Here is a 14528-nt window from a genome sequence, read left to right on the forward strand (position 1 = left end):
GCTTACCACTGATATTAAGACTGCGCATATTAACCTAATTTAGGAAGTTGCGTCTATGCCAGCAATAAAAAGGAATGCAGGTTTAGTAGTATCTTCTGTTTCTGTACGGTACTTCCCATAATAGGTGGTGATGGAGTACTCTAGAGCGAAATATCGTTTCATTGAACAGGGAACTGGTGATGCATGAATTATGGTTGTGCAAGAGTATCCTTGAGCTTGTTACTCAACAAGCAGTTGCGAAACAATATGCGCAAGTTAAAACAATTGTTTTGGAACTTGGCCAGTTAAGTGCTGTTGACCTGGAATCATTGAATTTTAGTTTTAAGGTGATAGCGCAGGGCTCTGTCGCTCAAAATGCCGAGCTGCAAGTTATTGAAGTTCCCGGTGAAGCTCTGTGTCATGCCTGTCATGCAAAGGTACCTGTTAAACAATACTACGATGATTGTCCTAAGTGTGGCAGTCATGCATTAAGTATTATACAGGGTGAAGAGTTACGAATTAAATCCATGATGGTTGAATAATGTGTGGAATTTGCGGATGTACTGAAGAATCGAATCATAGTATAGATCACGAGCATCATCATGATCATCAGGAGCATGAAGGGCATTTGATTCAGGTTGAACAAAATATTTTGGCAAAAAATAATCAGTACGCTAAGGACAATGAACGTTATTTTTTGCAAAAAAATATTTTGGCATTAAACATGATGTCCAGCCCCGGTTCAGGAAAAACGACTTTGCTTGCCAAAACAATAAGCGATCTAAACACGATCATTGATATAGCGGTAGTTGTTGGTGATCAACAAACTGATTTTGATGCCAGTGCAATTAAAGACAGTGGAGGAACTGCCATCCAAATTAATACGGGAAAAGTCTGTCATTTGGATGCTCACCGAGTGGGGCATGTGTTAGAAGGACTCCCGTTGAAGGATCGGTCGATATTAATCATTGAAAACATAGGTAATCTGGTCTGTCCCGCTTTATTTGATTTGGGTGAACTTTATAAAATCGTCATGTTATCCGTTACCGAAGGGGATAATAAACCCCTTAAATATCCCGATATGTTCCATGCCGCAGATTTATTAGTGATCACTAAAACGGATCTTCTCCCCTACGTTGATTTTGATCTGGATCAATGTAAAGAGTACGCCCATAGAATCAATCCGGAACTTGAAATCCTGCCACTTTCTACAAAGAGTGGTGAAGGGTTGCAAGAATGGTATGAATGGTTGAACACTCAATTAACGAGGCTTTCTGACTTAAAGAAGTTGTAAATGAAGCACAACAGGCTGCAGATTAAGATTCAGGGGCAAGTTCAGGGGGTCGGTTTCAGGCCTTGTGCCTACAGGATTGCGAAAAAACTGGATTTAACGGGATGGATTCAGAATAATGGCGCGGGGGTGCTTATTGAGATTCAGGGAAGTCAAAGTGCTCGGTTTTTGGATGAGCTGAAGAATAATTTGCCTCCATTGGCAAAATTGAGCCATACCCACTCACAGATCCTTCCATTAGTATCAGCAGAAACCGGATTTGACATTCGAGAGAGTACACCTGGAACCGTAAGTACGATAATTAGTCCGGATACCTGTGTTTGCCCTCAATGCCTGAACGAATTATTTGATCCAAAAAGCCATTATCTTTTATACCCCTTTCTCAATTGTACTCATTGCGGCCCAAGATATTCAATAACACGTGGTTTGCCTTATGATCGGTGTCAAACTTCAATGGATGCATTTCCGCTGTGTAAAAGGTGTCGTGCTGATTATTTAAATCCTGAAAACAGACGTTATCATGCCCAACCTACAGCTTGTAGTGATTGCGGTCCGCACCTTTTTTCATCTATTCATGATGTAGCGCAACGGATACTGCGTGGAGAAGTGATTGCATTAAAAAGCCTGGGTGGATATCAGTTAATTTGCGACGCGCGAAATGAAGCCAGTATTTTAAAGCTCAGAGAACGCAAAAACAGAGAAGCAAAGCCATTGGCATTGATGGTGGCAAACCTTGTCAGTGCGAAAGCTCTCGTTCACGTGACGGAGCAAGGTAAAATCGTATTGGAGAGTCGAGAGAGACCTATAGTTTTGTTGGAAAAAAAAGATCGAACCCTACCTGATGCGTTGGCTCCGGGATTAAATCATCTTGGAGTGATGTTGCCTTACACACCAATTCATTATTTATTGTTTCATGCATTGGCAGGAGAACCTGAGGGGAGCCAATGGCTTGATGAATTTCAAGCAATGATTTTGGTGGTAACCAGCGCTAACTTTGGTGGTGAGCCTTTAATTATCGACGATAATGAAGCGCGAGACAAACTGTCCTCTATAGCGGAACAAACGGTATCCTACAATCGTCAGATAGTCACCCGAGCTGATGATTCGGTTGTCCATATGGTGAATGATGCCCCGCTTTTTATACGTCGCTCCCGAGGATACGTTCCTCAGCCTATTCAATTGCCCCGAGCCATTCCTTCCGTTTTGGCAGTAGGGGGCCATTTAAAAAATACCTTGTGCATTACTCGCGGAGATGAAGCTTTTGTGTCACAACACATAGGGAGCTTAACCAACAAGGCAACGATTGAGTTTTTTCATGAGACTCTGGAGCATTTAAAGCGCTTTTTGGATGTTGAACCAGAACGAATTGCCCATGACATGCATCCAGATTTTTATACTACCCGATTCGCAGAAAATTATGGGGTTTCATCTTATGCCATTCAGCATCATCACGCTCATCTTGCATCAGTAGCTGCAGAATATCATATTGATTACCCCGTTATCGGTCTGGCTTTGGATGGTTATGGATATGGAATAGATGGTTCAGCATGGGGAGGCGAGTTGTTGTTATTGGACGAGGCGCGATTCACACGATTAGGGCATTTAGCCTGTATTCCGCAACCCGGCGGAGAGATTGCTGCTCGAGAGCCTTGGCGCATGGCGGCAGGTGTGTTGCACCATTTAGGCAGAAGCCATGAAATAGAAGCGCGGTTTGCCGATCACCCCTCCGCACAAGCACTACACCTTTTATTGAAACAAGGTATTAATTGTCCTCAGACCTCAAGTTGTGGGCGTTTATTTGATGCAGCAAGCGCTTTGTTGGGTGTTCAAACGCTGTCTTTTTATGAGGGGCAAGCGCCAATGAAGTTGGAAAGTCTGGTTACCAAGCCTGAAGTATTGAAACAGGGCTGGCGGATAAAGGATAATGTTTTTGATATCATGCCTGTTTTTGATTATTTATCGGATCTTGCCGATCCGGTAAGAGGAGCCAATGTGTTCCACGGGACCTTAATTGCTGGGCTTGCTGAATGGATCACCGAAGTTTGTCGAGAGAAAGCTCTCGATAGGGTGCTGTTAAGCGGTGGTTGTTTTTTAAATCAGGTCGTGGCCGAAGGATTAAGCAAGGCATTAATTCAATCCGGAATCACACCGTTGTTGCCTCGAACTCTGCCGCCTAATGATGGTGGAATTTCATTGGGACAGGCATGGATTACTGGAATAATGTAAGGACAGATGATGTGTTTAGCAATGCCGGCACAAATTACTCAAATTCTTGAAAACGATAGAGCCATTATTCAATTGGGCGGTATCACTAAAGATATTTCAATAGCTCTGGTACAAGAGATTAGCGTCGGTGATTACGTCATTATTCATGCCGGCTATGCATTAACGCGTTTGAACGAAGGTGAGGCTCAAAAAACTTTGAGCCTGTTTGCTGAAATGCTAAAGGAACAGAGCGAATGAAATACATTGAAGAGTTCCGAAATGCCGATTATGCAAAAGCTCTTGCTCATGAAATCAAAGTATTGGCCGATCCCAATCGTCAGTATCAACTGATGGAGTTTTGTGGTGGTCATACTCATGCGATTCATCGTTACGGTATCCCGGATTTATTGCCGGATAATGTAGAGCTGATCCATGGTCCTGGTTGCCCTGTTTGTGTTTTACCTATGGCAAGAACCGATAAAGCAATCAGTCTTGCCAGGATGCCGAATGTGATTTTGTGCAGTTACGCGGATATGTTGCGAGTCCCCGGTTCTGGTCGACAAAGTCTTTTAACAGCCAAGGCCTCGGGTGCTGATGTCCGGATGATCTACTCCGTGGATGATGCGCTAAGAATTGCCCAGGAAAACCCGCTTAAGGAAGTGGTGTTTTTTGCCATTGGCTTTGAAACTACAACCCCTCCAACAGCCTTGGTGATTCAACAGGCGAAACAATTAAACATCAGCAATTTTAGTGTTTTTTGTAATCATGTCCTTACTCCTGTTGCCATGGACAGCTTGTTGCAATCCGGGGAAGTAAAACTGGATGGATTCGTAGGGCCTGCTCATGTCAGTATTATTATAGGAAGTCAGCCCTATGAGGCGGTTTGCTCTACTTATAAGAAACCCATTGTCATTTCCGGATTTGAACCTTTGGATGTCTTGCATTCGATTTCGATGCTGCTTCGGCAAATTAATGAGGGTCGATGTGAGGTAGAGATTCAGTACGTACGAGCAGTGAATCGAGAGGGAAACCAGCGCTCTCAACAAATCATGGCGGAGGTTTTGGAATTACGTGAGCGATTTGAGTGGAGAGGTCTGGGGTATATCCCCCGTAGTGCTTTACAAATTAAAGCCCAGTATGCAGAGTTTGATGCGGAACGGCGTTTTGACTTACCTGAAACTGAGGGAGAAGAACACAAGCAATGCCTTTGTGGTGATGTATTGCGTGGAATAAAAAAACCGAAGGAGTGTTCGTTGTTTGCTAAAGCCTGTGTGCCAGAAAATCCCTTGGGTTCCTGCATGGTTTCATCGGAAGGAGCCTGTGCCGCTGTGTATGCATACGGACGGGTGAATGCACTATGACAGAAGCCGTGCTTAGCCGAACCCATAAGGGCCCCAAACTGAATTTTAAGGATGGCTTAGTCAATTTAACCCATGGAAGTGGCGGTCGTGCCATGGCTCAGTTAATTGACCAACTGTTTTTACCTGCTTTTAATAATGAATGGTTAGGGCAAAAAAATGATCAAGCCTGTTTTGCGGTCTCATCAGGGCGTATGGTGATGACTACTGATGCCCATGTCATTTCCCCATTATTTTTCCCCGGAGGTGATATTGGTTCATTATCCGTGCATGGCACGATTAATGACATTGCAATGTCCGGCGCAAAACCGTTGTACTTGACTGCCAGCTTTATTCTTGAAGAAGGTTTCCCTCTGGTTGATCTAAAAAAAATAGTAGAGTCTATGGCCAGAGCTGCTAAAGAGGCGCAGGTCGCCATCATTGCTGGTGACACCAAAGTCGTTGAGCGAGGGAAGGGGGATGGTGTTTTTATTACCACGACCGGGATTGGGGTACTGCCTGAGGGAATTCATATCTCCGGTGATCGTGCCAGGCCAGGTGATCGCGTTATTGTGAGTGGCTATATAGGCGATCATGGGGTTGCCATCATGGCGCATCGCAATAATTTGCAATTTCAAACTCAGGTTCAATCGGATACGGCTTCATTACATGGCCTGGTTTCACATATGGTACACGCCGTGCCTGACATTCATTGTCTCCGCGATCCTACCCGTGGCGGGCTTGCTACGACTTTAAATGAGTTGGCACTTCAATCTGGTGTTGGATTGCTGATTGATGAATCGAGCATTCCAGTTCGAACAGAAGTAGCCAGTGCCTGCGAACTGTTGGGTTTGGATGCATTGTATGCGGCCAATGAAGGAAAACTGGTGATGATTTGCTCTTCGGAGCATGCCGAATTATTATTGACTGTAATGCGTTCCCATCCTCTGGGGACCCATGCGGCAATCATCGGTGAGGTTATTGAAGATCCACGACATTTTGTTCAGTTAAAAACAAAGTTAGGGGGAATGAGGACTATAGATTGGTTGATGGGTGAACAATTACCGAGGATTTGCTAGGTCGACTTATAAGGATTTTCCGCATGCACGATAAAAGCAGTTATTTTTTACCCCATAACCGGTTGCAAGAATTATTGGATGCTTTGAATGGTGCAGGCTATTCCTGTATCGGTCCGCAAGTACGTGATCATGCCATAGTCTATGATGTCCTGACTCATGCAGATCAATTGCCCTGGAGTCTTCGCGATCATCAAGCTCCCGGAGAATATCGGCTGGAACAAATCGCAGAACGCAAAGCCTTTGCTTTTGCCAACGGCCCTCAAGCCATCAAACCGGTTTTATTTAAACCACAGGAAACTTTATGGACTGTTGTTCGTAATGACGAGGGCAAATTACAGTTTAAATCACACCATCCGGATGAACCACCGGTTGCGATTATTGGCGCCCGTTCCTGTGATTTAGCCGCGATGCGCATTCAGGACAAAGTATTTGTTGAAAGCAGTAAACCGGATCCACGATATACGAAGAGAAGAGAACAATTATTCGTTGTTGCAGTCAACTGTACCTATTCTTCTGCGAATTGTTTTTGCGTTTCGGCAGGTACTGGACCAGAAGTTAAGGATCCTTTTGATATTCTTATGACCGAAGTTGATGATGGCTTTGTGGTAAGAACGGGCAGTAAGCGAGGTCAAGAAATTATTGATGATTTAGCCTTGATTCAGGCACAAAAAGCACAATGCGCGAATGCGGCTGCTCAAGTCAAAAATGCCGGGGACATGCAAACCAAAAAGATACCTTTGGACAACCAAAAAGGGTTACGCGATTTATTGTTTGCCAATTTAAATCATTCTCGTTGGGAAGATGTTGCCGAGCGTTGTTTGTCCTGTGGTAATTGCACCTCGGTTTGCCCAACCTGTTTTTGTCACAGTGAAGTCGAAAAACCCGAGTTGGATGGTTCGAGCAGCGAACATCAAAGAGAATGGGATTCCTGTTTCACTACAGGACACAGCAATATAAACGGAACTGTTATCCGTAATGACACGCAAAAACAATATCGTCAATGGCTCACGCATAAAGTAGGAAGCTGGTTTGATCAGTTTGGAACCAGCGGATGTGTGGGGTGTGGACGATGTGCTACCTGGTGTCCTGTAGGTATTGATATTACAGAAGAACTGGCTGCCATCTCCGGGGAATCCAATGTGAGGATTAAAAAAAGTGATTAATACCTGTCCTGATCCTTATTTGCCTTATGAAGTTGAAATCGTTGATAGAATACAGGAATCAAACTCAATTTTTACATTACATCTGAGATTTACTGATACCGATCTTCATCAACACTACAGCTTTTATCCCGGGCAGTTCAATATGCTGTACCTCTATGGTGTGGGAGAAGTTGCAATATCCATTGTTTCTGATCCCAGAGAACAAAGCGTCCTTACTCATACCATTCGTGCTGTCGGTCGCGTAACACGGGCATTACAGCAATTGCAGATTGGGGATAGACTGGGTATTCGCGGCCCATATGGTCGAGGATGGCCACTTGAAGAAGTAAAAGGAAAAGACGTGGTTGTTCTAACAGGTGGCTTGGGATGTGCTCCTTCCATTTCAATTATTAATTATATTTTAGCGAGAAGAAAACACTACGGTCATCTGAGCATCTTGCAGGGGGTAAAGCATAGCGATGACTTTATCTTTCGAAAGCAATACGCCAAATGGCAGAAATCGCCTCACACTGAAGTACATATTGCCGCGGATCAGGCAGGCCCTAAATGGCCATGGAGTGTGGGTTATGTAACGGATATGATTGATAAAATACCTTTAAATCCAGAGCAGACCGTAGCGATGATGTGCGGGCCAGAGATGATGATGCATACTGCCATTAAAGTGCTTGGCGGAAAAGGGCTTTCCGACGACCAGATGTTTTTGAGTATGGAACGTAATATGGAATGCGGAATTGGGCAATGCGGTCATTGCCAGTACGGCGGACTTTTTGTCTGTAAAGATGGTCCTGTATTTGCTTATTCTCAAATTAAAGCTTTATTTAAAGAACCAGGGTTTTAATTTTTGACTGCTTGAGAATCCTATGAAGCCACGTGTTGCTGTACATAAATTTACATCCTGTGATGGGTGCCAATTGGCCTTTTTAAATGCGGGAGAAGCCTTGCTGGCTTTGGCCGAATTGGTTGATCTGGTACATTTTGCTGAAGCAGGCGCAGTAGATGTTGATGCAAGAGTTGATATTGCCTTTGTTGAGGGCAGTATTTCTACACCACATGAAGAAGAACGAATCAAAAAAATCCGGGAGCAAAGCAAATACATTATTACCATAGGCTCCTGCGCCACTACCGGAGGGATTCAGGCATTACGAAATAGTGCTGATGCGGATGAATGGATGGCCAGCGTTTATGCCTCTCCCGAGTACATCAAGACCCTAAGTACATCCACTGCCATTTCTCAGCATGTGCGTGTTGATTGGGAGCTTTGGGGATGTCCTGTTAATGGAAAGCAGGTATTGGAAGCTATTCGTTTTCTACTGTCGCATTCGACACCCCGGATAAAAAAAGATTCTGAATGTATGGAGTGTAAACGTAAGGGTAATGTGTGTGTTTTAATTACTAAAAAACAACCGTGTATGGGACCGGTAACTCAATTAGGTTGTGGCTCGCTTTGTCCTTCGTTGGGGCGTGCCTGCTATGCCTGTTATGGACCTAAAGAAAACCCTAACACTACTTCTTTAGGAACGCGTTTTGAATCCTGGGGAATCAATAAAGAAGCGGTCTCAAGACAATTTTTACAGATTAATAATCAAGCGCCCGCCTTCAAAAAAGCAGGCAATTATTTTAAGGGAATTCGGATTATCAATGAGTAATAACGTATCGATTAATGTTCCTATACTGGCGCGAGTTGAAGGTGAGGGTGCACTGGAGCTGCATATTCGTGATAGCGAAATCGAAACATTAAAATTAAAAATTTATGAGCCACCACGATTGTTTGAGAAATTTCTGGAAGGGCGTAGTTACACAGAAGTATTGGATATTGTCGCCAGGATTTGCGGTATCTGTCCTGTAGCGTATCAAATGAGCGCAACTCAGGCGATTGAACAGTGTTTTTCGATACAGCCCAGCCCCTGGGTGAGAACCATGCGTCGTTTGTTTTATTGTGGCGAGTGGCTGGAAAGTCATAGCATGCACATTCATTTTTTGGCTTTACCTGATTTTTTGGGATTTAATTCAGTTCCTGAAATGGCTAAACACCATCCTGAAGAAGTGCGCAGAGGAATGCGTTTGCAAGCCTTTGGTAATGATTTAATTAAATTATTGGGTGGACGTTCGGTACATCCGGTAGGTGCTTGTGTCGGTGGCTTTTATAAAGCGCCTCAGCGTACAGAAATCAATTTAATGCTGGAAAAAGCCAGAGAGCGGGTGGCCGATTGTGTTGGATTAATTGAATGGCTTGCAACTCTTAAATTGCCAGATAATTCCCATGAGTTCACCTCGGTGTCTTTGTATCATCCCACTGAATATCCGATGAATGAAGGCCGGATTGTCTCTGATCATGGCTTGAACATCAGGATTGATGAGTTTAACGCGTACTTCACTGAGCATCAGGTTTCTTATTCAACCGCTTTGCATTGTCTGTTACAGAACAAGCCTTATTTGGTTGGCCCCTTGGCCAGGCTTAATAATTGTTTCGGACATCTTCCTGTACCTATTCATCTTTTGTTACAGGATCTGAATATTCATTTTCCTTCTCATAATATGTATCACTGCATTATTGCCCGCGCGGTTGAACTGTATTATGCAGTCCTTGAATCCATACGTATTTTGGAACAGTATGAACTCCCTGAATTGTCACATCCTGAAATAGTACCTCAAGCAGGAGTGGGCTTTGGGTGCACAGAGGCTCCCAGAGGGATGTTATGGCAGAATATAGCCTTGGATCACGAGGGTATAGTCAGTTTCGCGCGTATAGTCCCTCCAACCAGTCAAAACCAGGCACGTATTGAGGAAGATTTGGGCATTTCTTTAAGACAGTTTGGGTTGAATAAAAGGGAAGATGAATTAAGACATTTTAGCGAAATGATCATTCGTAATTACGACCCCTGTATTTCATGCTCGACGCACTTTCTAAAGTTAACCGTAAATCGAACATGACGGATATAAAAGTACTTGGGATAGGCTCTCCTTTTGGTGATGATCAGGCGGGTTGCATAGTTGCTGAACGATTGAAACAGAGTGGGTTGATACCTTACAAGAGCAGTACGATCCTTATAGAAGCGCATGACAGACCTGGTGTACGGTTACTTGAATTAATGAGTCAAGCCAATAGAGTGTATTTGATCGATGCCATTCAATCAGGTAACCCTCCAGGAACGATTCATCGTTTTCACAATGAAGAAATTTTTGAGCTAAACTCGATGCTCTCTACGCATGATATGGGCGTCGCACAGGCGCTTGCTTTGGGCCGTAGCCTTGGAGAATTGCCTGAGGACATCATTCTGTACGGGATAGAGATTGAGGCTGTTGAATATCATACGGAACTTTCAGAACGAGTAGATTGGGCAATCAATGAAACCACTATTTTATTGGAACAGGAACTTTTAAATTGGCTTTAGGAGTACTTGCAATCTCTTTGCTGTAGCAAAGAGATTGTATCGAAGCACCAGTCAGTCATATTCTTCTTTGATAGCTTACTGTATATTCTTTATCATGAATAACATTTCATCAATGTTGATGGCGCTGAACATCAATCCGAGCGCTTGTTTCTTATCTTCTTCTGATTGTGAATTTTTAAATTCATCCATAGCAGACACCAGGATTGGAAGAGGGTTTGCGTCTCGCAATGTGGGCATAATTTGTGTTTCTTCAACAAATAAATGCTGTAGATAATGAGCAATAAACTCATTGAAGTTGAGGTAAAACAGGTTACCTAATTCATGACATAATGATCGGTCTTGACATTCACAGGTTATTCGCAACATTTGTTCGAGTTTTTGAACTTCTTTCTCTAGTTGTTCATGTTCTTGTTCCAAAGATTGATGCCCACTGGATCCTGTCAAGAGTGGATGGATATAGGTGTCTTCATGTAAGGAGTGATTTCTTAGCAAATTCATCAAATCGGAATATTGCTCAATGAACGGTTTTCTTCTGTCTTTATCAAAAAAATCAGTTTGTCCCGCAAGTACAGCAGTTTCAAATAATGCTTTTCTAATGGCTTTATGAATCGTGGTATAAAAACTGAATTGTGGCATTGTCGAGCGTAACGAATAATTATTAATAATCCACGCAGCTAAGGTAAAGCCAATTTCATGAGGGTAATCTTCAGCGTGATTGTATACACCTGGTCCCAAAAGGCAGGGCGTTACTGCACCTGCTTGTTGTACGAATAGTTCAGCCGCTTCTTTTGTGAAAAAGGCGGCAGGATCTGTATAAAAAAATAATTGTGGGATGGTTGTTTGTTTCATCCAGGAATAATTGGCATCAACAAGCCTCACAACATTGGCTGGATTATTCTCTATAGGTAATTCCTGAGGAGCTTTCCAGGCAGCTTTTCGTCGTTCTATTGCTTGAAAAGGACGAATGTAATTGTTTTTCTCTTCAGGGGAAAGTTCGCGCATGGATGCATTGACAAAAATCTGTTCGAGAAACATATTTTGATTCACAATGAGTTCCCAGCCTTCCGTTGAGCGAAATGTCTTAAACAGTTCCTGAGCTGCTGGGTTATTGGGATTAAAATTCTCCCAATTGTTCCAGGATCCCAACATAGGCTCCAGGTAGCTTAATCCTCTAACATTGTGTTCATGCTCTTTGGCGTAAGCGATGCCTAGAGTTGCTCCCCAACTGTGACTGACAATTAAAATATCCTTTAAATCGAGTTGTTCGATAAACTCAGTCAGATAGGCTAAATGTTCTGCAACAGAATATTCTATATCGGGGGAGTCCGATTTCCCATGACCAATAAGATCAAGGGCAATACAGCGTCCATAAGCTTTAAGATGAGGAATAATGTTGCGCCACAGATACGATGAAGACGGCATGCCATGAAGGAACAAAATGGGTCTGCCTTCACCTTCATCAATGTAATGTAAATTTGACTCTTTAATTTTTATAAAATGGGGTGGAAAGGGGGCAAGTGCACTTAACGATTGGTTGTTTTGCATCATCGAGTTTCTCCATAGAGTTGAGTGATATGAATCAGAGAGTTCATAATGTGATAATTGAATAAGTTCGTATTGTAAAAATGCGACAAAATTGACTTTTCTCCTAGATTCCATATTTGTGACCAAGAGCCAGGGCTATGAACGAGGGATCCACTCTTTTAGCTTTGTTATACCCTAGTTATACATAGGGAATTCAAAGCGTAGATCTTGGCCTGGTTTTTGAAGTGATGTAGATGATACCGCGTTGCGCTCGGATTCGAGATGACGTGGTAGGAGAGTTACCTGAGTTTTTATTAAAGGCGTTTGTACCTCACAAGCAAAGCTTCAAAATGCCTCAGGGACGTTGCCTGATTAAATCGGAACTAAATTCGCTAATTGAGTAGTAGGGTGTATAATAATAAATCTATTGGTTATTTTAAGAAGAGTATTTTCCTGAGTCTGTAGATGCAAGTATTACCTCTGTCTGAACTGTTACATCCTGTTTTGTCTTCTCTTGTTAAGAGTATTGTGATTGATTCTGCAGAAGAACAAAATAACATTATACCCTACAGGGTAATGCCTGATTTGTATGTCGTTATGGGTTTTCAATATTCGGGTTCTTTATTGTTACTTCAGGAAGGCAAGCAAATCAAACTGGAGCGGTGTGGTCTGAGTGGACTGCAGACGCAGTATAAAGATTATCAGTATTCAAGTGGTGTTACCCGAACATTGTTGATCACCTTTTATCCATGGGCTGTCCCTTTATTGTTTCATGAGTCTGCAAGCGCTTTGACGAATCAGGCACTTAATGTGGCTGATATTTTCGGTACAATACTTCAAGACATTCTTGAAGAACAGCTTTTGTCTTTGCAAACAGTCGATGAAATTGTGCCAGCACTGGAAGTATTTTTTAGTGCTTTGTGTCCCCATATGAGTAGGCGTGTCGATGAGCGGTTTATTATGCAGACCAAAAAAATAATGACTCTTGGCGTGAACACTAATGTGACAGATTTGGCTTATGATTTTGGGTATACCAAAAGGACTCTGGAACGGCGGTTTAAGGATTATATTGGGATCAGCCCACAAAAATTTTTGCTCATTAAACGATTCCAAAATACCTTAATGCAATTACGATGCGGGATAAGTTGGGAGGCTATTATGGAACGCAGCAATTATTATGATCAGGCTCACTTTATTCATGAATTTAAAGCTTTTTCTGGATTAACTCCCTCACAAAGTTATGATCACACCCTGGATTCACACGATTCATTGTGATGAATTAACGCACGCAGAGAGTCAGTAATAAAAAAACAGGTGTTCCAAATTCGATGAATTTAAATGATAATGATTCTCATTTTCATTTAAGGTGTCATTCATCGTGTCCGTATTATGGCCAAATTCTATTGGATAACCTGGATTAGTGCATTAGTAATGATGTGTAGTTTTATGAATTGCGCTGATTCTGCAAGTCGTTTGTTTGACCATCAAAATGTTTCTTATGATGGGCATCTGTTTTTTAATGCGACTAACTCGGCCGCTCAGGGTGAACGCTATTTGCTCAATCAGCAATTATCCAATATCAAATTAGGCTCTGAATGGCGGGTGACGGACTGGAATAAAGTAAACGCTTTATTGATATACAACACAGTACCTACTCCAATTGCGCCTTCACTTTATTTTGAACAGCTTTTTGACACCTTTACTCTGTATCCTTCTCAACTTTTTTTCGAAGCAGGAAAAAAATGGCTGGTTTTTGGGCGTTATAAAAATGATCTTATTTATAAACCATTAACCAAGGCACTTGGGCAAACCAATGAAGTTACTACAGTATTGAGTTATGAAGATTCGATTTATGCCAATGTTTCGTTTTTTGACCCTTATTCACGAATAAAGTCTTCATCTTTACCTGTATATTATAATTTAAATATTGGAGTGCGTGATGCGCATTATGATGTTGGCGGCAGTTACTTGCGCTCCTTCGCTGAAACTCAATTATCTCAATACAACAAAGGATTCGGAGGATTTTTATCTCAGCGTATTCGCAGTGATGTGCCGGGATTTTCTGGTTATGTGAATCTGTACAATAAAAAATGGAGTGCGTATCTCACTTATGTGATGGCCCTGCGTCCTTTTGCTAAGGAGGATTTGAGTTACAATAATAAAGGGGCTCAGCCTAAAGCATTCAGTATGCAGACTGCTTATGAACTGAAGATTAATACTATCCCGTTTAAAATGATTGGGTTTTATGATCATTCCTCTCAGGCGTTGGCATTAAGACTTCCTAAACAACGAGTTGGGGTTGGTTTTTCATTCAATCCATACCGTTATTTGAGTCTGCAGTTTCAATATTTTAAGGACTATGGCTATCCCGCTAACGCTACAGCATCAGGATTGAATCGATGGGTTGTTGGGAATTCTGTCAAGGTCAATAATTTTGCCGTGCAAGCTGTCGTCAATTTTTAAGTGGATCTTTGGCCTGTACACACAGAGAAAGCAAAGGGTCAACACGCTTTAAATTAGATAAATTAATTGTTGCAAATGAGAATCATTATCATTTA

14 protein-coding genes are annotated in these 14528 nt (G+C 42.4%); 13 read left to right on the forward strand and 1 reads right to left on the reverse strand.

What is annotated here, in order from left to right:
• Window positions 1-179 precede the first annotated feature (179 nt).
• The 11 genes from hypA to G543_RS0106205 are packed head-to-tail and all read left to right on the forward strand — an operon-like array spanning window position 180 to window position 10446.
• Window positions 180-521, forward strand: coding sequence for a hydrogenase maturation nickel metallochaperone HypA (hypA, locus tag G543_RS0106155; protein ID WP_028383764.1), 342 nt, complete (start codon window positions 180-182; stop codon window positions 519-521).
• A complete protein-coding gene (gene hypB / locus G543_RS0106160; protein ID WP_028383765.1) occupies window positions 521-1273 on the forward strand; it encodes a hydrogenase nickel incorporation protein HypB in 753 nt (250 codons plus the stop codon). The genes hypA and hypB overlap by 1 nt, the downstream gene beginning before the upstream one ends.
• Window positions 1274-3496, forward strand: a complete 2223-nt coding sequence (gene hypF / locus G543_RS0106165) for a carbamoyltransferase HypF (RefSeq protein ID WP_028383766.1) — start codon at window positions 1274-1276, stop codon at window positions 3494-3496.
• Between the two features lie 6 nt (window positions 3497-3502).
• Window positions 3503-3733: a HypC/HybG/HupF family hydrogenase formation chaperone gene (locus G543_RS0106170; protein WP_238584679.1), complete on the forward strand. Its 231-nt coding sequence runs from the start codon at window positions 3503-3505 to the stop codon at window positions 3731-3733.
• Entirely contained in the window at window positions 3730-4836 is a 1107-nt protein-coding gene (gene hypD / locus G543_RS0106175; RefSeq protein WP_028383768.1) for a hydrogenase formation protein HypD, read from the forward strand. Before G543_RS0106170 ends, hypD begins: the two co-directional genes overlap by 4 nt.
• On the forward strand, window positions 4833-5891 hold the full coding sequence (gene hypE / locus G543_RS0106180; RefSeq protein ID WP_028383769.1) for a hydrogenase expression/formation protein HypE: 1059 nt from the start codon (window positions 4833-4835) through the stop codon (window positions 5889-5891). The genes hypD and hypE overlap by 4 nt, the downstream gene beginning before the upstream one ends.
• A 23-nt stretch (window positions 5892-5914) precedes the next feature.
• Window positions 5915-7054 (forward strand): 4Fe-4S dicluster domain-containing protein, encoded by a 1140-nt coding sequence (locus tag G543_RS0106185; RefSeq protein WP_028383770.1) that lies wholly within the window; start codon window positions 5915-5917, stop codon window positions 7052-7054.
• Window positions 7047-7892, forward strand: coding sequence for an FAD/NAD(P)-binding protein (locus tag G543_RS0106190; RefSeq protein ID WP_028383771.1), 846 nt, complete (start codon window positions 7047-7049; stop codon window positions 7890-7892). Before G543_RS0106185 ends, G543_RS0106190 begins: the two co-directional genes overlap by 8 nt.
• 22 nt (window positions 7893-7914) lie before the next feature.
• A complete protein-coding gene (locus G543_RS0106195; RefSeq protein ID WP_028383772.1) occupies window positions 7915-8700 on the forward strand; it encodes an NADH-quinone oxidoreductase subunit B family protein in 786 nt (261 codons plus the stop codon).
• Window positions 8693-9985, forward strand: a complete 1293-nt coding sequence (locus G543_RS0106200) for a Ni/Fe hydrogenase subunit alpha (RefSeq protein ID WP_028383773.1) — start codon at window positions 8693-8695, stop codon at window positions 9983-9985. Before G543_RS0106195 ends, G543_RS0106200 begins: the two co-directional genes overlap by 8 nt.
• Complete coding sequence (locus tag G543_RS0106205) at window positions 9982-10446, forward strand: hydrogenase maturation protease (protein WP_028383774.1); 465 nt, start codon at window positions 9982-9984, stop codon at window positions 10444-10446. The genes G543_RS0106200 and G543_RS0106205 overlap by 4 nt, the downstream gene beginning before the upstream one ends.
• 75 nt (window positions 10447-10521) lie before the next feature.
• On the opposite strand, the gene G543_RS18350 is transcribed toward G543_RS0106205, so the two are convergent.
• Complete coding sequence (locus tag G543_RS18350; RefSeq protein WP_051190603.1) at window positions 10522-11994, reverse strand: haloalkane dehalogenase; 1473 nt, start codon at window positions 11992-11994, stop codon at window positions 10522-10524.
• Window positions 11995-12435: 441 nt separating this feature from the next.
• Between G543_RS18350 and G543_RS0106215 the strand changes: the two genes are divergently transcribed.
• Complete coding sequence (locus tag G543_RS0106215) at window positions 12436-13245, forward strand: helix-turn-helix domain-containing protein (RefSeq protein ID WP_028383775.1); 810 nt, start codon at window positions 12436-12438, stop codon at window positions 13243-13245.
• 114 nt (window positions 13246-13359) lie between these two features.
• Window positions 13360-14433 (forward strand): LbtU family siderophore porin, encoded by a 1074-nt coding sequence (locus G543_RS0106220; protein WP_051190604.1) that lies wholly within the window; start codon window positions 13360-13362, stop codon window positions 14431-14433.
• Window positions 14434-14528: the final 95 nt, after the last annotated feature.

The sequence above is a fragment of the Legionella moravica DSM 19234 genome, assembly GCF_000423305.1.
Taxonomy (GTDB): domain Bacteria; phylum Pseudomonadota; class Gammaproteobacteria; order Legionellales; family Legionellaceae; genus Legionella; species Legionella moravica.